Here is an 18,716-nt window from a genome sequence, read left to right on the forward strand (position 1 = left end):
CCACGGGATAGCCTCCGCCCATGGCGAATGGGCAGTGGTTTCCGCAGGACTGGCCGGAACGTATCCGTGCGCTCGCCGACGGCACGCTCACCCCGGTCGTCCCCAAGCGCGCGGCCACGGTCATGCTCCTCAAGGACACCGCCGCGGGTCCCGTCGTGCACATGCTGCGCAGACGCGCCTCCATGGCCTTCGCCGGAGGCGCGTACGCGTATCCGGGCGGCGGCGTCGACCCTCGCGACGACGACCACCAGATCCGCTGGGCGGGCCCCACGCGCGCGTGGTGGGCCGAGCGGCTCGGCGTCGACGAGGCGCAGGCCCAGGCGATCGTCTGCGCGGCCGTACGTGAGACGTACGAGGAGGCGGGCGTCCTGCTCGCCGGGCCGGCCCCGGACTCGGTGGTCGGTGACACCACGGGTGCGGACTGGGAGGCGGACCGCGAGGCCCTGGTCGCGCGGGACGTGAGTTTCGCCGAGTTCCTGGAGCGTCGCGACCTGGTGCTGCGCTCGGACCTGCTGGGCGCCTGGACCCGCTGGATCACCCCGGAGTTCGAACCCCGCCGCTACGACACCTGGTTCTTCGTCGCCGCCCTCCCCGAGGGCCAGCGCACCCGCAACGCCTCCACGGAGGCGGACCGCACGGTGTGGATCGGCCCGGCCGAGGCGGCGGCCTCGTACGACAAGGGCGAACTGCTGATGATGCCGCCCACGATCGCGACCCTGCGCCAGCTGGCGCCGTACGACACCGCGGACGAGGCCCTCAGGGACGCCCCCGCCCGCGACCTGACCCCCGTTCTGGCCCGGGCCCGCCTGGACGACGACGAGATCGTCCTGTCCTGGCCGGGGCACGACGAGTTCACCAAGCACATCCCGACCGGTGGAGCCCCCGCATGACGGACGCCGCAGCCCTTCCCGGCCAGCCGAGGGGCGGGGTGCTTTCCGGACCCGCCACCCCGAGGGCCGTCAACGTCCTCGCGCCCAACGCGTCCGCGATGACCCTGGACGGCACGAACACCTGGATCCTCGCCGAGCCCGACTCCGAGCTGGCCGTCGTGGTCGACCCCGGGCCGCTGCACGAGGGGCATCTGCGCAACGTCGTGGACACCGCAGAGAAGGCCGGCAAGCGCATCGCCCTGACCCTGCTGACGCACGGTCACCCGGACCATGCCGAGGGCGCCGTGCGGTTCGCCGAGCTCACGGGCACGAAGGTGCGGGCGCTGGACCCGGCGCTGCGGCTGGGCGACGAGGGGCTTGGCGCCGGGGACGTGGTCAGGGTCGGCGGCCTGGAGCTGAGGGTCGTGCCGACGCCGGGGCACACCTCGGACTCCCTGTGCTTCCATCTCCCGGCCGATCAGGCGGTCCTGACGGGTGACACGGTCCTGGGACGCGGTACGACGGTCGTGGCGCACCCTGACGGCCGCCTGGGCGACTATCTGGACTCCCTGAGGCGTCTGAGGTCCCTCACGGTCGACGACGGCGTCCACACCGTCCTCCCGGGCCATGGACCCGTCCTGGAGGACGCACAGGGGATGGTGGAGTTCTATCTCGCCCACCGCGCTCATCGGCTCGCCCAGGTGGAGACAGCCGTGGAGGACGGGTATGCGACGCCGGGCCAGGTCGTCGCGCACGTGTACGCGGACGTGGACCGGTCCCTGTGGCCGGCGGCGGAACTGTCGGTGCGGGCGCAGCTGGACTATCTGGAGGAGCACGGGCTGATCTAGCGGGGCGGTCCGCTTCCGCGTCACGCGCGCGTACGCCTAGTCCGGGCGCGGCGCCTTCACCCCGTGCACGCGCGTGTACTCCTCCGCCAGCCACGGCCCGAGATCGTCGATGTACGACATGAGCACGTCCCGGTCGCCGCGCGGCGCGTACCCACGCACCGCCGCCGCCCGCAGGTGCGCGGCCCGCTCCGGGTAGTACGCGCCGAACGCCTCCGCCATCTCCGTCAGATCGCTCGTCCAGCCGTTCCAGCGGGGCATGACGAGGGTGAAGCCGGTGCGGACGAGGTGGCGGGACATGAAGCGCACGAGGGGACGCAGAGCCTCCTCCGAGCCGCCCGCGCGGGAGATCCGCTCGCGCCAGCGCGGCAGCAGCAGGGCGAGGTCGCCGTTGGTCTCGCGGGCGAGCCGTGAGTCGGGGCGGTAGCGCGGCAGGTACTCGGCGAGGTCGTCGCCGAGCAGCGGGGTGCACAGGCAGGCCACGAACCACCCCATGTCGTACGTCTCCGCCTCGCTCAGCAGCCGTGCCCGGCTGTGGAGCAGCGTCGCGGACCCGTCGATCTCCGGGAACTCCTTGTCCAGCGCTGTGTCGAGCGCCCGGGCCGCCTCGCGGTCCGCGTCCGTCGGTTCCTCGTGCAGGGCGACGAGCAGGTCGAGGTCGCTGCGGCCCACGCGCGCGGTGCCGCGCGGGACCGACCCGTAGAGGTACGCGCTGTGCAGTCGTGCCCCGAACACGTCCAGCAGCCGGTCCCGCGCCACGGCGACGACCGGACGGAAGGCGTGCGGCACGCGCGCGAGGGATCCTTCGCGCTCGAGGTAGCCCTGGACGTCGAGACCCTTGCGTAGAACGGTTTCGGCCATGGGTTCACTGTGCCGCCACAAGGGGGCGGGAGCAGCGGATTTACGGCGCGGCCGAACGGGCGTCGGTCTCTGTTGCGCCGGTCCGGGAAATCTCAGCCCGTCCGGCGATTGAGGACGAGGCCGTTCAGGCCGAAGGGGGGTCTGGGGGCGCAGCCCCCAGGACAGCGGCGGCGGCATAAGTCGGGGCCCGCCTCATGATGAGACGGGCCCCCAAACGGAGTACGGCCGAGACCGAGCGTCAGCGAGAGCGCTTTGCGAGTCGCTCCACGTCCAGCAGGATCACCGCGCGGGCCTCCAGGCGGAGCCAGCCGCGCTGGGCGAAGTCGGCGAGGGCCTTGTTGACCGTCTCGCGGGAGGCGCCGACCAGCTGGGCGAGCTCTTCCTGCGTGAGGTCGTGGACGACGTGGATGCCTTCCTCGGACTGCACGCCGAAGCGGCGGGAGAGGTCCAGGAGTGCGCGGGCGACTCGGCCGGGAACGTCCGAGAAGACCAGGTCGGACATCTGATCGTTGGTCTTGCGCAGCCGGCGGGCGACGGCGCGCAGCAGCGCGGTGGCCACCTCGGGGCGGACGTTCAGCCAGGGCTGGAGGTCGCCGTGGCCGAGGGCGAGCAGCTTGACCTCGGTCAACGCGGTGGCGGTCGCCGTGCGCGGGCCCGGGTCGAAGAGCGACAGCTCGCCGATCAGCTCGCCGGGGCCGACGACGGCGAGCATGTTCTCGCGGCCGTCGGGGGAGGTGCGGTGGAGTTTGACCTTGCCCTCGGTGACGACGTAGAGCCGGTCGCCCGGGTCGCCCTCATGGAACAGGGAATCGCCGCGCGCGAGGGTCACCTCACTCATGGAGGCGCGGAGCTCCGCGGACTGCTCGTCATCGAGCGCCGCGAAGAGCGGGTTGCGCCGCAGAACGTCGTCCACGAGTTCTCTCCTTGTCGACCTGCTCAGGGGATCTTGCTCCCCCTTGGTACCAGGGGACCGTGTTCCCCATTTTGCCGGACGGTCCAAACAGTGTGATCTGTCACAAGGATGCCGCACAGGTGTCCCGAGGTAAGCGGCAGGGGTCCAATCGGGGGCCGATCTCCCGGGTCCGGGGCGATTGTCGGTGCCGGGCTTTAGGCTGGCCGGGTGTCCAAATCGCCGGTGAGAGCACAGGCCAAGGGGGCTGGGCGGGTGGTTGTACGTCGAGATTCCGCTGTGGGCGAACAGGGCCCCGGTGGCGGAAAGAAAACGGCAAATGTGACAAAGAAGGCTGCAGTGAAGAAGGCTCCGGCGGTGGTGAAGCAGGCGGCCGAGAAGAAGGTCCCCGTGAAGAAGGCCGTGGCGGGAAAGGTTCCGGCCAAGACCGTCGCCGTCAAGCCGGCGAAGGCGGAGTCGCCCGCCGCGCTGGTGCGCCGGGCCCGCCGGATCAACCGCGAACTGGCCGAGGTGTTTCCGTACGCCCACCCGGAGCTGGACTTCGAGAACCCCTTCCAACTCGTGGTCGCCACGGTGCTGTCCGCCCAGACGACCGACCTGAGGGTCAATCAGACGACCCCCGCGCTCTTCGCCAAGTACCCGACCCCCGAGGACCTGGCCGCCGCCAACCCCGAGGAGGTCGAGGAGATCCTGCGTCCGACCGGCTTCTTCCGGGCCAAGACCAAGTCGGTCATAGGGCTGTCGAAGGCGCTGGTCGAGCAGTTCGGCGGCGAGGTCCCGGGCCGCCTCGAGGACCTCGTCAAGCTGCCCGGCGTAGGCCGCAAGACGGCGTTCGTCGTCCTCGGCAACGCCTTCGGGCGGCCCGGCATCACCGTGGACACGCACTTCCAGCGGCTGGTGCGGCGCTGGCAATGGACCGCCGAGACCGACCCCGACAAGATCGAGGCCGCGATCGGCGCGCTGTTCCCCAAGGGCGACTGGACGGACCTCTCGCACCACGTCATCTGGCACGGCCGCCGTATCTGCCACGCCCGCAAGCCCGCCTGCGGCGCCTGCCCCATCGCCCCGCTCTGCCCGGCGTTCGGCGAGGGCGAGACGGACCCGGAGAAGGCGAAGAAGCTCCTCAAGTACGAGAAGGGCGGCTTCCCGGGGCAGCGGCTCAACCCTCCGCAGGCCTACCTGGACGCGGGCGGGAAGGCGGCGCCGCCGCTGGGGGCCGGATGAGGGGCGCCACCAGGGGCACGGGCCGGCCGGCGCGGCTCCAGGAACGATCTCGGGTCGGCCGGGCGTTGGACTCGCAAGGACGGGGGTGGCGATGACGCGCGCGAGCAATGCACAGGGCGTGGCGCTCAGCAAGGAGGGTCTGCCGCAGTGGCTGGACCCGGTGGTGCGGGCGGTGGAGACGGTCGAGCCGGTGCAGCTGAGCCGGTTCCTGCCGCCGGCGAACGGGGCGGGGCGGCAGTCGGCCGTGCTGATCCTGTTCGGCGAGGGGGAGCGCGGACCCGAGCTGCTGCTCATGGAGCGGGCCAGCTCGCTGCGGTCCCATGCCGGGCAGCCCTCCTTCCCCGGCGGTGCCCTCGACCCCGAGGACGGCGACCCGAAGGCCGACGGGCCGCTCAGGGCCGCCCTGCGTGAGGCCGAGGAGGAGACCGGGCTCGACCCGGCGGGCGTGCAGCTCTTCGGCGTGCTGCCCAAGCTCTACATCCCGGTCAGCGGCTTCGTCGTGACCTCGGTGCTGGGCTGGTGGCGCGAGCCGACTCCGGTCGGAGTCGTGGATCCGAACGAGACGGCGCGGGTCTTCACCGTTCCCGTGGCGGATCTCACGAATCCCGACAACCGGGCCACGACCGTCCACCCCAGCGGCCACCGAGGCCCGGCATTCCTGGTCGAATCGGCCCTGGTCTGGGGCTTCACGGCCGGAATCATCGACCGCCTGCTGCACTACTCGGGATGGGAGCGCCCCTGGGACCGGGAGAAGCAGGTCCCGCTCGACTGGCGGTCATGACAGGGTGTCTGCCGTGTTGTGTCGTGTGATGAGGCGAGGCCTGAACCGGTGAACGTGCTGGACATCCTGTTGCTGGTCGCCGCCGTGTGGTTCGCGATCGTCGGCTACCGCCAGGGCTTCGTCGTCGGCATCCTGTCGGTGATCGGCTTCATGGGCGGTGGTCTTGTCGCCGTCTACGTGCTGCCCGTCGTCTGGGACGCCCTCACCGACAACTCGGAGGTCAGCACGACCGCCGCCGTCGTCGCGGTCGTCGTCGTCATCGTCTGCGCCTCCGTCGGCCAGGCCCTGACCACCCACCTCGGCAACAAGCTCCGCCGGTACATCACCTGGTCCCCGGCCCGCGCGCTGGACGCCACCGGCGGCGCCCTCGTCAACGTCGTCGCGATGCTCCTCGTGGCGTGGCTGATCGGCTCCGCCCTCGCCGGCACCACCCTGCCGACCCTGGGCAAGGAGGTCCGTAACTCCAAGGTCCTCCTCGGCGTCGCGCGGGCCCTGCCCGACCAGGCCAACACCTGGTTCGCTGACTTCTCCTCGGTCCTCGCGCAGAACGGCTTCCCGCAGGTCTTCAGCCCGTTCTCCAACGAGCCGATCAACGAGGTCCAGCCGCCCGACCCGGCGCTCGCGGGCAGTCCGGTCGCCACCCGGGCCAAGCGGTCCATCGTCAAGGTCATGGGCACCGCCCAGAGTTGCGGCAAGGTCCTCGAAGGCACCGGCTTCGTCTTCGGCGAGCGCCGCGTCATGACCAACGCGCATGTCGTGGGCGGCGTCGACGAACCCACCGTCCAGATCGGCGGCGAGGGCAGGAAGTACGACGCGACGGTCGTCCTCTACGACTGGGAGCGCGACATCGCCGTACTCGACGTACCGGATCTCAAGGCGCCCGCCCTCGAGTTCACGTCCACGGACGCCAAGAGCGGCGACGACGCGATCATCGCGGGCTTCCCGGAGAACGGCGCGTACGACGTCCGGGCCGCGCGCGTGCGCGGACGCATCCCGGCCAACGGACCGGACATCTACCACCGCGGCACCGTGCACCGCGATGTGTACTCCCTCTACGCGACCGTCCGCCAGGGCAACTCCGGCGGCCCGCTGCTCACCGCCGAAGGCGAGGTGTACGGCGTGGTCTTCGCGAAGTCCCTGGACAACGCCCAGACCGGATACGCGCTGACCGCGGACGAGATCCAGGAGGACATCGCCAGGGGGCGCACCGCGAACCAGCAGGTGGACAGCGACAGCTGCGCGCTGTGAGGTGTGGGGTGCGTCAGCCTCGGGGGTGACGCAGCCGTACCGAGACCCAGCGGGCCCGGCGGCGCAGAATATGCGGAATGCCCACTCGGAGGTCCGTGCCCTGCATCTGCGGGGCCCCTCCTCGTTGGTGGGGGCTCAGACCATGGCCCGAGCGGCGATTGCGTGCTGCGTCACTGTAGTCGTGCGTCCAGCCCATACCCCGACGTGTGCCCCTGCCCCAAGGTCGATAACCGCCCCCAGGGCCCCCAATTGGCCTATGCGCCGGGCAAGTGGCTGTTCGTCGGACAGGTGTTCAAGTCCGGATACCGGGCGCGTTCACACGGTCACCGATCGGGCTCGGGGTCCTTCAGCCAATTGATCAGTTCTGTCGTGAAAGCGACCGGATCCTCCTCGTGCGGACCGTGCTTTCCCGGGGGCTGACCCCCGGACACCCAGCCGATCTCAGCGCTGACGTCCCTCACCGATCGGGCTCGGGGTCCTTCAGCCAGTTGATGAGCTCGGCCGAGAAGGCGACAGGGTCTTCCTCGTGCGGAAAATGCCCGAGTCCGTCGAACAGCCGCCAGCGGTACGGCGCTTCGACGTACTCGCCGGATCCGGCCGCGCTCCGCATCCGCAGCACCGGGTCCAGTGAGCCGTGCAGATGCAGCGTCGGCACCCGCACCGGGCGCTTCATACGGCGGTTGAACTGGATGCCGTCGGGGCGGGCCAGGGAGCGCACCATCCAGCGGTACGGCTCGATCGAGCAGTGCGCCGTCGACGGGATGCACATCGCGCGGCGGTACGTCTCCACCGCGTCGTCGTCCGGCAGGACCGGCCCTGACCAGTCCCGCATCAGCCGGGCGACCAGCGCGCCGTCGTCCGCGGTCAGCTGCCGCTCCGGGATCCAGGGGCGCTGAAACCCCCAGATGTAGGAGCCGGCGCGCGTCTGCTTGACGTCCGAGAGCATCGCCGAGCGCCAGCGCCGCGGATGGGGCATCGAGGCCACCGCGAGCCGCCGTACGAGCTTCGGACGCATCGCGGCCGCCGTCCACGCCAGATAGCCGCCCAGGTCGTGGCCGACCAGCGCGGCGTCCGGCTCGCCCAGGGAGCGGATCACGCCGGTGATGTCGAGGGCGAGGTTGGCCGGGTCGTAGCCGCGCGGGGTGCGGTCGCTGCCGCCGACGCCCCTGAGGTCCATGGCGACGGCCCGGAACCCGGCGTCGGCGAGCGCGGGCAACTGGTGCCGCCACGTCCACCAGAACTGCGGGAAGCCGTGCAGCAGCAGGACCAGCGGGCCGTCGCCCATCTCGGCGATGTGGAAGCGGGCGCCGTTGGCGGCCACCTCGCGATGGGTCCAGGGACCGTCCGGTCGTACTACTGAGGCAGGTGTGGCGGGGTCCGTCATGACGACGAGCGTGCCACAGCTTCGATGGCCTCCGGGACACGGTCCTGCGTCAGCTCCGGCCGCGGATGCGGCTTGGCGTTCTGCAGGACGCTCGCCGACTCCTTCATCGACGCGGCGGTCTTCTGCGCGCCGCCGCCCTTCTTCGCCTTCTTCGCGAAGACCACGCCGATCAGCGCCAGCAGGCCCGCGATGAGCACGTTCGCCGCGAAGGACAGCAGGAAGCAGACCGCCATGTTCCAGTCGCTCCAGGTGCGGATGCCGTACGCCAGGGCGAAGTTCAGCATCGGCAGCGAGAACACCAGCACCGCGCCGGCCACCGTGAAGGCGCCGCCGCTCGTCGCGCCGCGCTTCACGTCCCGCTTGAGCTGCGCCTTGGCCAGCGCGATCTCGTCGTGCACCAGCGCGGACATCTCGGTCGTCGCCGAGGCGAACAGCTGGCCGATGCTGCGTTCGGCGCCGACCGGGCTGCCGTCGGGTGCGCTCATCGCGTTCTCCCTGAATCTGCCGTGTGCCCGACTGGAAGTCTTGGGCCGGAAAGTCTTTTGTACCGTCCCGTCAGATCATGCCCGACGGTCGTCCTCCTCGCCTGCCCCGCCCGTCACTTCGGCAAGTCCCGCTCGCTCGGCGGCCTTGAGTTCGGCGATCCTGCGGTGTTCGGCGGCCTTGCTCTCGTGGATCGCGGCCATGCGCAGGTGGTACGCCGGGTCGTCCTCCTCGTAGATGTCCGGGATCCCGTCGAGGTCGTCGTCGCGCTCCTCGGCCTCGCACATCCGGCGGTACTTGCCGTTCCGGATCTTCAGCAGCACGGTGGCGAGGGTCGCCGCGATGAGCGAGCCCATCAGCACGGCCGCCTTGACCTCGTCGGTGAGCGCCGCGTCCCCGTCGAAGGCCAGCTCCCCGATGAGCAGCGACACCGTGAAGCCGATGCCGGCCAGGGTGGCGACGGCGAAGACGTCCGCCCACTCCAGGTCGTCGCTGAGCGAGGCGCGGGTGAATCGTGCCGTCAGCCAGGTCCCGCCGAAGATGCCGAGCGCCTTGCCGACGACGAGACCGAGGACCACACCGAGCGTCTCGGGCTTGGTGAACACATCGCCGAGCGCGCCGCCGGACACGGAGACACCGGCGCTGAACAGGGCGAACAGCGGTACGGCCAACCCCGCCGAGAGCGGACGTACGAGATGCTCGATGTGCTCGCCGGGCGAGTGCTCCTCGCCCTCCCGAGGGGTGCAGCGCAGCATCAGGCCCATCGCGACGCCCGCGATGGTGGCGTGGACGCCGCTGTTGTACATCAGGCCCCAGATGACGAGCGCGAGCGGCACGTACACGTACCAGCCGCGTACGCCCTTGCGCAGCAGCAGCCAGAAGACGACCAGGCCGATCACCGCGCCGCCCAGGGCGGCGAAGTCGATGTCCGCGGTGAAGAACACCGCGATGATCAGGATCGCGAAGAGGTCGTCGACGACGGCGAGGGTGAGCAGGAAGGCGCGCAAGGAGCTGGGGAGGGAGGTGCCGATGACCGCGAGCACGGCGAGTGCGAAGGCGATGTCGGTCGCGGTCGGGACCGCCCAGCCGTCGAGGGCGCCGCCGCCGGTGAGGTTGGTCAGGACGTAGACGAGGGCCGGTACGGCCATGCCGCACAGGGCCGCGACGACCGGCAGCGCGGCAGCCTTGGGGTCCTTGAGGTCACCGGCGACCAGCTCGCGCTTGAGTTCGATGCCGGCGACGAAGAAGAAGATCGCGAGGAGTCCGTCGGCCGCCCAGTGCGCGATCGAGAGGTTCAGGCCGAGAGCCTCGGGGCCGAGGTGGAAGTGGCTGACGCTCTCGTAGCTGTCGTGCAGCGCGGGGATGTTCACCCAGATCAGGGCGGCGACCGCGGCGACGAGGAGCAGGACACCGCCGACGGTCTCGGTGCGCAGCGCGTCCGCCACGAAGGTCCGTTCCGGCAGGGAGAGCCGTCCGAGGACCTTGCGGGTGGGGGTGGTGCGGGGCGCGGGCATCGGGGGACCTCCGGTCGGTGGGTAGGGCGGAGCTGCTCGCCGACCAGACTTCCCGGCACACCTATGGGGTCACGCTTGTTTTCCTTAGTTTACCTAAAAGGGGCGCCCGGCGCGTTTTCTCGCGCCGGGCGCCCCTTCTGGCGGGCTCGGTGGCTCAGTCCTCGCTGGGCGCGGCCGGCAGCTTCGCCTGGATGAGGTCCATGACCGTGGAGTCGGTCAGGGTGGTGACGTCTCCGAGCTGACGGTTCTCGGCGACGTCCCGCAACAGGCGGCGCATGATCTTGCCGGAGCGGGTCTTGGGCAGCTCGGCCACCGGGAGGACCCGCTTGGGCTTGGCGATCGGGCCGAGGGTGGCGCCGACGTGGTTGCGCAGGTCGTTGACGAGGCCCTCGTCCTCGGCGTTCGCCGTGCCGCGCAGGATCACGAAGGCGACGATGGCCTGACCGGTGGTCTCGTCGGCGGCACCGACGACGGCGGCCTCGGCGACCGACGGGTGGGAGACGAGCGCCGACTCCACCTCCGTCGTGGAGATGTTGTGGCCGGAGACGAGCATGACGTCGTCCACGCGCCCGAGGAGCCAGATGTCCCCGTCGTCGTCCTTCTTCGCCCCGTCACCGGCGAAGTACTTGCCCTCGAAGCGCGACCAGTACGTGTCGAGGAACCGCTGGTCGTCGCCCCAGATGGTGCGCAGCATCGACGGCCACGGCTCGGTGAGGACCAGGTAGCCGCCACCCCCGTTGGGAACTTCCCGAGCCTCGTCGTCGACGACGGTCGCGCAGATGCCGGGCAGCGGGGTCTGCGCGGAGCCCGGCTTGGTCTCGGTGACACCGGGCAGCGGCGAGATCATCATCGCGCCGGTCTCGGTCTGCCACCACGTGTCGACGATCGGCGTGAGGTCGGCACCGATGTGCTTGCGGTACCAGATCCACGCCTCGGGGTTGATGGGCTCACCCACGGAACCGAGGACGCGCAACGACGACAGGTCGAACTTCGCGGGGATGTCGTCGCCCCACTTCATGAACGTACGAATGGCGGTGGGCGCCGTGTACAGGATGGTGACCCCGTACTTCTGGATGATCTCCCAGAACCGGCCCTGGTGCGGGGTGTCCGGCGTGCCCTCGTACATGACCTGGGTGGCACCGTTGGCCAGCGGCCCGTAGACGATGTACGAGTGCCCGGTGACCCAGCCGACGTCGGCCGTGCACCAGTAGACGTCGGTCTCCGGCTTGAGGTCGAAGACGGCGTGGTGGGTGTACGCGGTCTGAGTGAGGTAGCCGCCGGAGGTGTGCAGGATGCCCTTCGGCTTACCCGTCGTGCCCGACGTGTAGAGGATGAAGAGCGGCTGCTCGGCGCCGAAGGCCTCGGGGGTGTGCTCGGCGGACTGCCGGTCGACGATCTCGTGCCACCAGACGTCACGGCTGTCGTTCCAGGCGACGTCCTGGCCGGTACGGCGGACCACGAGCACGTGTTCGACATTGCCCGCCTTGTCGGCGGCCTCGTCGACGGCCGGCTTGAGCGCCGACGGCTTGCCGCGGCGGTAGCCGCCGTCGGAGGTGATGACGACCTTGGCGTCGGCGTCCTGGATACGCGTGGCGAGCGCGTCCGCGGAGAAGCCGCCGAAGACGACGGAGTGCGCGGCGCCGATGCGGGCGCAGGCCAGCATCGCGACGGCCGTCTCCGGGATCATCGGCATGTAGACGGCGACCCGGTCACCCTTCTGAACCCCCAGCTCCAGCAGTGCGTTCGCGGCCTTGGAGACCTCGTCCTTCAGCTCCGCGTAGGTGATCGCGCGGCTGTCGCCGGGCTCGCCCTCGAAGTGGATGGCGACCCGGTCGCCGTTACCCGCCTCGACATGCCGGTCGACGCAGTTGTACGCGACGTTGAGCTCGCCGTCCTTGAACCACTTGGCGAACGGCGGGTTCGACCAGTCCAGCGTCTCGGTCGGCTCCTTGGCCCAGGTCAGCCGACGGGCCTGTGCGGCCCAGAAGCCGAGCCTGTCAGCCTTGGCCTGTGCATACGCCTCCGCCGTGACATTGGCGTTCGCTGCCAGGTCTGCGGGCGGCGCGAACCTGCGCTCTTCCTTGAGCAGGTTGGCCAGGCTTTCGTTGCTCACGACATCTCCCTTGCGGTGTTTTGCCGGGGCGACCGTTGTGTCCCAGGCCACAGCTCATCAGACCGGAGGGTGCGCTGACAAGCGCCGATGGAAAATTGGTTTAGACCTGTGGGCGCCGGGTCCGGCAGCCGGCGTCATTCGTACCCACGTACGCCGACCAGGCAGAGTTCATGTCCTGTAACGCCTTTCACACTTCCGCCCACGTATGGATGAAGCGCCACCGACGATGAGGGGAGACCGAGTGAAGGGATACGGGGTGGGCCGGCCGCGGTGGCCGCGCTCGCGGTGGTGCGGAACGGTGACGGCAAGCCGTACGGAACGGGCGACCACGGGAACCGGGGCCGCCCGTCCCTCCGTCACACCGACAGATCCGCCGCCTCCACATGGTCGAACAGCTCGTCCCCGCTCACCCCGGTGAGCAGATACGCCTGTGCCTCGCCCACGTGGAAGTACATCCCGTGCAGCTCCAACTCCCGCTTCCGCAGCGCCCGCGCCACCGACTCGTGCGCGCTCAGATGCTCCAGCTGCTGGACCACGTTGGTGAGAGACAGCTGCTCGACCGCGTCCGCGGGCGCCCGTCCGGCGAGGCGGGCCCATGGACGGCTGTCGTCGGCCATGCGCTCCAGGCTCGGCAGCCCGTGCCGCAGCCACCGCTTGAGCGGTGTCCGGGCGCCCCCGGGCTCGGAGTTGAGCAGCGCCTGCATGGCACCGCACCCCGAGTGCCCGCACACCGTGATGGACCGCACCTTCAGCACATCCACCGCGTACTCGATCGCGGCCGCCACCGAGTCGTCGCCGCTCTCCTCGCCGGGCATCGGAACCAGGTTGCCCACATTGCGCACCACGAACAGGTCGCCCGGACCACTGGAGGTGATCATCGAGGTGACCAGCCGTGAGTCGGCACAGGTGAGGAAGAGCTGCTCCGGGCGCTGCCCCTCGCGGGCCAGCCGGGCCAGCTCACCCCGCACCAGGGGAGCGGTGTTGCGCTGGAACGCGCTGATGCCACGCGCCAGTTCATGCCCGCTGGGACTGGACGGACCGGTCCTGCCCGTCCTGACAAGGCCACTGGAGTCGCTCGGGTGCCCGCCGGGCGGGGGCGTGGGCCGCGGGTCCTCGCACTGGTGGTTGCGCCAGGGCGTCCAGGGGCGGCAGCGGCAACCCGCTGAGGCGGTGCGGTCGGTGAACGCGGTGTCGGCCCCGATGCCGCTTCCGCTCCCGATCCCGAGCGCGGTGTGAGCGTCGGGGACATCCCCCGGCTCGACGATCCGGACCCCGGCGCGGCGGCCGGTCAGCTCGACGGTGCCGCCCTGCGCGGTGTGCGTGTTCTGCCAGTCCTGCAGTGCCTCGAACGCCGCGTGGTCCATGAAGGAGCCGTCCAACTCGACGACGACCCGGGCGCCTTGGGGCACGAGATGCAGGGACCGGCTGAGGCGGGGCACGGCGAGGAACGTCAACTGCCCTCGTACGTGTACGTGATGGACTCCTTCCTGCTCGTCGTGGGTGATACGGGTGCGGGCGAGGCGGTGCAGGGCGACGGCGACGGCCACGGCGATGCCTAGCACGACGCCCTCCAGGACGCCGAGGAACACCACGCCGAGGGTGGTGACGGCGTAGACCAGGACCTCTCGGTGGCGGGTCACCGTGCGGATGTGGTGCAGGGACACCATCTGGATGCCGACGGCCATCACCAGGGCGGCGAGCGAGGCGAGCGGGATGAGCTCGAGCACCGGGACCATCAGCAGCGCGGCGATCACTACGAGAACGCCGTGCAGCATCGTGGAGTTCCGGCTCACGGCACCCGCGTGCACATTCGCCGCACTGCGCACGGCGACACCGGCGACCGGGAGCCCGCCGAGCGACCCGGAGACGATGTTGGCGGCGCCCTGGCCGAGCAGCTCACGGTCCAGGTTGGAGCGTCTGACGCGGGTGGTCAGCTCGGGGCGGGCGGCGGCCATCTTGTCCACGGCGACCGCGCCGAGCAGCGACTGCACACTGCACACCAGCGTGGTGGTCAGCACGGCGGCGACCAGGCCGAGCACGGGACCGTCGGGAAGTCCGGCCAGGGCGTGGCTGCGCCACGAGGGCAGGTCGACCCTGGGCAGCGTCAGCCCGGCGAGCGCGGCGGTCGCGCTGGCTCCGGCGACGGCGACGAGCGCGGCCGGGATCCTGCGCAGCAGACGGCCGGCCCGGCCGGGGATGCGGGGCCAGAGCAGCAGCAGGACCAGGGTCAGCGCGCTCACCGACACGGCGGCGGGATGCACCTGGGCCAACTGGGCGGGCAGGGACTGGAGGTTGGCCAGGACGGAGCTCTGCGGAGTGCCGCCGAGGACGATGTGCAGCTGGGCGACGGCGATGGTGACGCCGATACCGGCGAGCATGCCGTGCACGATGGCGGGGCTGACGGCGAGCGCGCTGCGCGCCACGCGCAGGCAGCCCAGGCCCAGTTGGGCGAGGCCCGCGAGGACCGTGATGGCACAGGTCGTACGCCAGCCGTAGCGGTGGATCAGGTCGGCGGTGACGACCGTGAGTCCGGCCGCGGGGCCGCTCACCTGGAGCGGGGAGCCGCCGAGCCGGCCGGCGACGAGTCCTCCCACGGCGGCGGCGACGAGGCCGGCCTGGAGGGGCGCGCCGGTGGCGAGGGCGATGCCGAGGGACAGGGGCAGGGCGATCAGGAAGACCGCGATCGAGGCCGACACATCGGCGCCCGCGACGCGGAAGCGGCGGGGCCGGGACGGCGGTGGGCTGTGGGGTCGGTGGATGCGCTTGGTCCGACTCGAGTCGGTGGCGCGGGTGGGGACGCAGGCGGACATAGTTCCCGTCTCCTCCGGGGCGGCGCGGTCGCGGAACAGGTGGTCCCCCGCCATGGCGGGGGGTCGGGTCGCGGCCGTGGGTCACGGCGTGCAGCGGCGGGATGCATCAACGCTCGGTAAACGAATCGTAATTCAGAGTAAAGGCCAGGCATAGACTTTTCTGGCAAATGGCGCAATAAGTCACCCATCAGGGTGATGCAGATATTTCATCGGCTTGTCGTACTAATTCATTCCGGACCTCGTGCGAGCTTGACGGCGCTGTCGTTGGCCCCGAGAGAAGGAAGTAGGTGGGCGGAACATGGCCGCCACCCAGAGGATCGCCGCGGGCGCCGTGGTCGCCGCGGTCTGTGCCGCGTCGCTCGCCGGTTGCGCGCTCGGCACCGACGGTGCCGAGAAAGGGGCCGCCGGCCCGCAGAAGGCGAAGCCCGCCCAGGCGCCGCCCAAGAGCGCGGTCCGCCTGATCGGCGACGGCTCCACCGCGTACACCGGGGCACAGCCCCACCTGCCCAGGCCCGAGCGCATGAAGCCCGGTCAGAAGCCCCCGCAGTTCGTGGTGTTCTCCTGGGACGGCGCGGGCGAGGACTCCCAGAAGCTGTTCTCCCACTTCCGCAGGGTCGCCAAGGCGAACAACGCGACGATGACGTACTTCCTCAGCGGCGTGTACATGCTCCCCGAGGACAAGCGCGACCTCTACAAGCCCCCGCAGCACTCCCCGGGCCGTTCCGACATCGGCTTCAACGACGAGAAGGGCATCGCCGAGACCGTCAAGCAGCTGCGCGGGGCGTGGCTGGAGGGCAGCGAGATCGGCACCCACTTCAACGGCCACTTCTGCGGCAGCGGCGGCGGGGTCGGCCAGTGGTCCGTCGAGGAGTGGAAGGACGAGATCGCCCAGGCGAAGCAGTTCGTCAAGTCCTGGAAGACCACCACCGGCATGAAGAACGCGAGCCCGTTGCCCTTCGACTACGACAAGGAGCTCATCGGCGCCCGCACACCCTGCCTGGAGGGTCAGAAGAACTTCATGAAGGCCGCCCGTGAACTGGGCTTCCGCTACGACACCAGTGGCGTAAACGACCAGCTCTGGCCCAAGAAGAAGGAAGGTCTGTGGGACCTCTCGATGCAACTGGTGCCGTTCGTCGGGCACTCCTTCGAGCAGCTCACCATGGACTACAACTTCGCCGTGAACCAGTCGGGCACGATGTACGGCGACCCGAACAAGCACGAGTTCTGGGGCGACCAGATGCGTGACAGCCTGCTCAAGGGCTTCCACCGGGCCTACGACGGCAACCGCGCGCCCCTGATCATCGGCAACCACTTCGAGTCCTGGAACGGCGGCACCTACATGCGTGCCGTCGAGGAGACCATCGAACGGGTCTGCAACAAGCCCGACGTGCGCTGTGTCTCCTTCCGGCAGCTCGCCGACTGGCTGGACGCCCAGGACCCGCAGGCCCTGGCCAAGATGCGGACCCTCGGCGTCGGCGAGACCCCGAAGCAGAGCTGGGCGTCCTTCCTCTCGGGCCGCCCCGCCCCGGCCCCGAAGGGCGTGCCCGGAGCGCCGGCGGCCAAGCCGTGAGCCATAGGCGGTGAGCTGCGAGTGGTGAGCCCCGGGCGGTGAGCCGTCAGGCGTTCACCACGACGCTCTCGCTCAGTACGAACCCGGGGTCGACCTGCGCCGCCAGGTCGGCCCCGGTGCGCTCATTGCCCCAGGACTGGGCGTTCTTCAGGTGGAAGTGCACCATCTGGCGTGTGTAGTGCTCCCAGTCGCGCAGGTCGTACGTCGAGTCGACCGCGCTCTGCAACCGGCGCAGGGAGCTGCGGTTGACGTCCTCCAGAAGCTCGAACCGGGGCGGCCGGCCCTTCTCCATGGCGCGCACCCAGTCCGAGTGCCCGACCGTCACCAGCAGGTCGTCCCCGACCTCGGCGCGGAGGAAGTCGAGGTCGTCCTGCCCCTGCACCTTGTTGCCGACGACCTTCAGGACGACGCCGAAGTCGCGGGCGTACTCCTTGTACTGGCGATAGACGGAGACCCCCTTCCGGGTCGGCTCGGCGACGAGGAACGTCATGTCGAAGCGGGTGAACATGCCGGAGGCGAAGGAGTCCGAGCCCGCGGTCATGTCCACCACGACATACTCGTCACGCCCGTCCACCAGGTGGTTCAGGCACAGCTCCACCGCTCCCGTCTTGGAGTGATAGCAGGCGACCCCCAGGTCGGCATCCGTGAAGGGGCCGGTGACCATCAAACGGACGGTACCGCCGTCGAGTTCCACCGGCCGGGCGCAGGCGTCGTACACCGGATTGTCCTCGCGCACCCGCAGCAGTCGTGAGCCCTCGCCCGGCGGGGTCGTCTTGATCATCGTCTCGGTGGAGGCGATGCGCGGGTTGGTGCCGCGCAGGTAGTCCTTGATCAGCGGCAGTCGCTCACCCATCGCGGGCAGTGCCGCGGCCGCCGCCTCGTCGAGACCGAGAGCGGCGCCCAGGTGCTGGTTGATGTCGGCGTCGACGGCGACGACGGGTGCGCCGGTGGTGGCGAGATGGCGGATGAACAGGGACGACAGGGTGGTCTTGCCGCTGCCGCCCTTCCCGACGAAAGCAATTTTCATGTTCACGAAGGGTAGTGGCGCGAAAGCTGTAAGTGGCAGGCGGGCGTGAAGAAGACCACTCCTTCGTGGGGTGGGCGCTGCGGGTGCGTAATGTCGTACTCATGAGTACGACAGGCGCGACCGCTGATCCGCTCGCCGCCCTGGGCTCCCTGCCCGGCGTGGCCGACTCCGTGGAGTCCGTGCGCAAGGCCGTGGACCGGGTCTACGGGCACCGGATCATGCGGCGCCGCAGCACCGCGGTCACCTCCGAGGCGGCCCTGCGCGGCGCCCGCGGCTCCGCGGCGCTGTCCGGCGCCGACTGGGCCCTCGAAGAGGTGCGCCGCCGCTCCGACTTCAGCGGCGACGACGAGGCGCGCGTCGTGGGCGCGGCCCTGAGGCTGACCGCCGAGGCGGGCCAACTGCTGTCCATCTGGCGGCAGTCGCCCCTGCGCGTCCTGGCCCGCCTGCACCTGGTGGCGGCCGCGACCAACCGTGACGAGGTCGGGCGCCCGCGTCAGGCGGGTGAGCCGGTCGACGAGCCGCTGATCGAGCTCGCGGCGCCCGAGGCGACGGAGGTGCACGGCCGGCTGGAGGGCCTGTCCGAGCTGATCATCGCGGGCGGTTCCGCCCCGGCCCTGGTGACGGCGGCCGTCGTGCACGGCGAGATCCTCGCGCTGCGGCCCTTCACCTCCCACAACGGTCTCGTCGCGCGCGCGGCCGAACGCATCGTCCTGATCGGCAGCGGCCTCGACCCGAAGTCCATCTGCCCGGCGGAGGTCGGCCACGCCGAGCTGGGCCGGGCCGCCTATCTGGCGGCGCTCGACGGCTATGTCTCCGGAACCCCGGAGGGCATGGCCGCCTGGATCGCGCATTGCGGCAAGGCGGTCGTGCTCGGGGCGCGCGAGTCGACGGCGGTGTGCGAGGCGCTGCAGCGCGGAGCGGCGTAACTGTAGTTACAGAAAAGGCCCTCCTCGGGGAGGGCCTGAACAGGGTTGCGGCGGTACGAGGACTCGTACCGCCGCTGGCATGTTCACCGGGTTACCAAGCGTCCTCGAAATATGCCCATCAGGTCGGGACTTTGCCCGTCACCTGGTGCGG

At 70.4% G+C, this 18,716-nt stretch carries 16 protein-coding genes; 7 read left to right on the plus strand and 9 right to left on the minus strand.

The features are described 5' to 3' along the window. Positions 1–20 precede the first annotated feature (20 nt). Together TN53_RS21910 and TN53_RS21915 are read left to right on the plus strand one after the other, a co-directional pair. Positions 21–890 carry an NUDIX hydrolase gene (locus tag TN53_RS21910; RefSeq protein WP_046260288.1) on the plus strand — a complete coding sequence of 290 codons (870 nt, stop codon included), beginning with the start codon at positions 21–23 and terminating at the stop codon, positions 888–890. After that, positions 887–1,717 carry an MBL fold metallo-hydrolase gene (locus TN53_RS21915; protein ID WP_046260289.1) on the plus strand — a complete coding sequence of 277 codons (831 nt, stop codon included), beginning with the start codon at positions 887–889 and terminating at the stop codon, positions 1,715–1,717. Before TN53_RS21910 ends, TN53_RS21915 begins: the two co-directional genes overlap by 4 nt. Positions 1,718–1,753: 36 nt before the next feature. Here TN53_RS21915 and TN53_RS21920 read toward each other — a convergent pair whose 3' ends face one another. Both TN53_RS21920 and TN53_RS21925 read right to left on the minus strand, forming a co-directional pair. Further along, positions 1,754–2,575, minus strand: a complete 822-nt coding sequence (locus TN53_RS21920; protein WP_046260290.1) for a nucleotidyltransferase domain-containing protein — start codon at positions 2,573–2,575, stop codon at positions 1,754–1,756. A 238-nt stretch (positions 2,576–2,813) separates the two neighbouring features. After that, on the minus strand, positions 2,814–3,488 hold the full coding sequence (locus TN53_RS21925) for a Crp/Fnr family transcriptional regulator (protein WP_046260291.1): 675 nt from the start codon (positions 3,486–3,488) through the stop codon (positions 2,814–2,816). Positions 3,489–3,764: 276 nt separating this feature from the next. Between TN53_RS21925 and nth the strand changes: the two genes are divergently transcribed. From nth to TN53_RS21940, 3 genes are all read left to right on the plus strand, one after another. Then, a complete protein-coding gene (gene nth, locus TN53_RS21930; protein ID WP_046260292.1) occupies positions 3,765–4,709 on the plus strand; it encodes an endonuclease III in 945 nt (314 codons plus the stop codon). A gap of 91 nt (positions 4,710–4,800) precedes the next feature. Beyond that, positions 4,801–5,490, plus strand: coding sequence for an NUDIX hydrolase (locus TN53_RS21935; RefSeq protein ID WP_046260293.1), 690 nt, complete (start codon positions 4,801–4,803; stop codon positions 5,488–5,490). A gap of 48 nt (positions 5,491–5,538) precedes the next feature. Next, positions 5,539–6,738 (plus strand): MarP family serine protease, encoded by a 1,200-nt coding sequence (locus TN53_RS21940; protein ID WP_046260294.1) that lies wholly within the window; start codon positions 5,539–5,541, stop codon positions 6,736–6,738. A 13-nt stretch (positions 6,739–6,751) separates the two neighbouring features. Here the strand turns inward: TN53_RS21940 and TN53_RS48395 are convergent, their stop codons facing one another. From TN53_RS48395 to TN53_RS21965, 6 genes are all read right to left on the minus strand, one after another. Next, on the minus strand, positions 6,752–6,934 hold the full coding sequence (locus TN53_RS48395; protein ID WP_095046639.1) for a hypothetical protein: 183 nt from the start codon (positions 6,932–6,934) through the stop codon (positions 6,752–6,754). Between the two features lie 261 nt (positions 6,935–7,195). Then, positions 7,196–8,122 (minus strand): alpha/beta fold hydrolase, encoded by a 927-nt coding sequence (locus tag TN53_RS21945; protein ID WP_046260295.1) that lies wholly within the window; start codon positions 8,120–8,122, stop codon positions 7,196–7,198. Next, positions 8,119–8,607, minus strand: coding sequence for a phage holin family protein (locus TN53_RS21950; protein WP_046260296.1), 489 nt, complete (start codon positions 8,605–8,607; stop codon positions 8,119–8,121). The genes TN53_RS21945 and TN53_RS21950 overlap by 4 nt, the downstream gene beginning before the upstream one ends. 75 nt (positions 8,608–8,682) lie before the next feature. Next, entirely contained in the window at positions 8,683–10,119 is a 1,437-nt protein-coding gene (nhaA, locus tag TN53_RS21955) for a Na+/H+ antiporter NhaA (protein WP_046260297.1), read from the minus strand. 154 nt (positions 10,120–10,273) lie between these two features. Further along, on the minus strand, positions 10,274–12,232 hold the full coding sequence (gene acs, locus TN53_RS21960) for an acetate--CoA ligase (protein WP_046260298.1): 1,959 nt from the start codon (positions 12,230–12,232) through the stop codon (positions 10,274–10,276). Positions 12,233–12,588: 356 nt separating this feature from the next. Beyond that, positions 12,589–15,042, minus strand: coding sequence for a bifunctional SulP family inorganic anion transporter/carbonic anhydrase (locus tag TN53_RS21965; protein ID WP_046260299.1), 2,454 nt, complete (start codon positions 15,040–15,042; stop codon positions 12,589–12,591). 298 nt (positions 15,043–15,340) lie between these two features. Between TN53_RS21965 and TN53_RS21970 the strand changes: the two genes are divergently transcribed. Then, positions 15,341–16,612, plus strand: coding sequence for a lipoprotein (locus tag TN53_RS21970; protein ID WP_046260300.1), 1,272 nt, complete (start codon positions 15,341–15,343; stop codon positions 16,610–16,612). Positions 16,613–16,658: 46 nt separating this feature from the next. On the opposite strand, the gene TN53_RS21975 is transcribed toward TN53_RS21970, so the two are convergent. Then, complete coding sequence (locus tag TN53_RS21975; RefSeq protein ID WP_046260301.1) at positions 16,659–17,639, minus strand: ATP-binding protein; 981 nt, start codon at positions 17,637–17,639, stop codon at positions 16,659–16,661. 101 nt (positions 17,640–17,740) lie between these two features. Between TN53_RS21975 and TN53_RS21980 the strand changes: the two genes are divergently transcribed. Continuing rightward, positions 17,741–18,565, plus strand: coding sequence for a hypothetical protein (locus tag TN53_RS21980; RefSeq protein WP_046260302.1), 825 nt, complete (start codon positions 17,741–17,743; stop codon positions 18,563–18,565). Positions 18,566–18,716: the final 151 nt, after the last annotated feature.

Source organism: Streptomyces sp. WM6386, from assembly GCF_000972385.1.
Taxonomy (GTDB): Bacteria; Actinomycetota; Actinomycetes; order Streptomycetales; family Streptomycetaceae; genus Streptomyces.